At 74.6% G+C, this 1,500-nt stretch carries 1 protein-coding gene; it reads left to right on the top strand.

The genetic code is table 11. The features are described 5' to 3' along the window. The coding region (locus tag IH00_RS0136575; RefSeq protein WP_039947893.1) for a SpnB-like Rossmann fold domain-containing protein at positions 1–1,500 on the top strand (1,500 nt) is incomplete at both ends.

The following is a 1,500-nucleotide window of genomic DNA, read 5'->3' as shown; positions in this document are numbered from 1 at the left end:
ACGTACGCCTTCCAGCGCGAGAACTACTGGCTGTCCCGCACGGCCGGTGCCGCCGACGCCTCCGTTGCCGGGATGGACCGGATGCGGCATCCGATCCTGGCCGCGGCCGTCCAGGTCGGGGACCGTGACGAGTGGGTGTTCACCGGCCGCATGTCCCAGGAGACGCAGCCGTGGACACGTGACCACGCGGTGTTCGGCATCGTGCTCGTACCGGGCACGGCGATGTGCGAGATGGCGCTGACCATCGGCCGCCGGCTGGGCTGCGACGTCGTGGACGAGATGGTCATCGCCGCGCCGCTGGTCCTGGAGGACGACGTGACGCGGCAGATCCGGGTCACGGTCGGCGCGGCCGGTGAGGACGGCCGCCGCGAGATCGCCTTCTTCTCCCGCATCGAGGCGGGCGAGGACACGGTCACCGAGCTGACCTGCCACGCCCGTGGCTGGCTGTCCGCCAAGGCCGAGCCCCTGGAGCCGCTGCCGGTTCCCTGGCCGCCCGCGGACGCCGAACCGCTCGCCGTGTCCGAGCTCTACACCCTGCTCAACCGCAACGCCCACCTCACCGACGTGGGCTTCGACTACGGTCCGGCCTTCCGTGCCGTCGAGACCGCCTGGCGTCGGGGCGACGAGGTGCTCGTCGAGCTGGCGCTGCCCGAGGCGGCCGGCCCGGCCGACGGGTTCGCCATCCACCCGGCGATGTTCGACTCCGCGCTGCACGGCGGGCTCGGCATGCTCGACATGGGGGAGAACAACCCGAGCGGACTGCCGTTCTCGTGGTCCGGTGTCCAGTTGGGGCGCTTCGGCCTCACGCGGCTCCGCGTGCGGATCACGCTGCCGGACCCGATGTCCCTGCGGCTCGACATCGCGGGTGAGGACGGACTGCCGGTGGCCTGCCTGCGGCGGCTCGACGTGCGCCCGGTGGAGCAGGCCCACCTCGAAGCGGCGCGGAGCGACGGCGAGCGCCACCTCTACGAGCTGGGCTGGGTTTCCGCTCAGGCCGGGCAGGCCGCGCACACACCGGCCGCCGGTGTCGCCGCGCTGGGCGGGATCGCCGGGCCCGCGGACCGGTTCGCCGATCTGACCGCCCTGGAGAAGGCGCTGGCCGACGGGGCGAAGGCCCCCGAGGTGGTGCTGGCCGCGGTCCGTACCCCGGACGGTGACGTACCCGGGGCGGCTCGGGCGGCCACGGGCGAGGCGCTGGCGCTGGTGCGGCAGTGGCTGGCCAGTGAGCGGCTGGCCGAGGCGCGGCTCGCGATCGTGACCCGAGGTGCGGTCGCCGTGGACGGCGAGGCTCCGGACGTGGCCCAGGCCGCGGTGTGGGGCCTGGTGCGCAGTGCGCAGTCGGAGCACCCGGGCCGCTTCGTCCTCGTCGACCTCGGCGACGACGACCTCCGCGACGACGAGCCCGACTGGGGCGCGGTGCTGGGTGCCGACGAGCCGCAGCTCGCGGTGCGGGGCGGCCGGTTGCTGGCGCCGCGGCTGTCCCGGGCGTCCGCCGGTGAG

The sequence above is a fragment of the Streptomyces sp. NRRL S-118 genome, from assembly GCF_000716335.1.
Lineage (GTDB): Bacteria > Actinomycetota > Actinomycetes > Streptomycetales > Streptomycetaceae > Streptomyces.
This window is presented reverse-complemented; position numbering and strand designations above follow the sequence as displayed.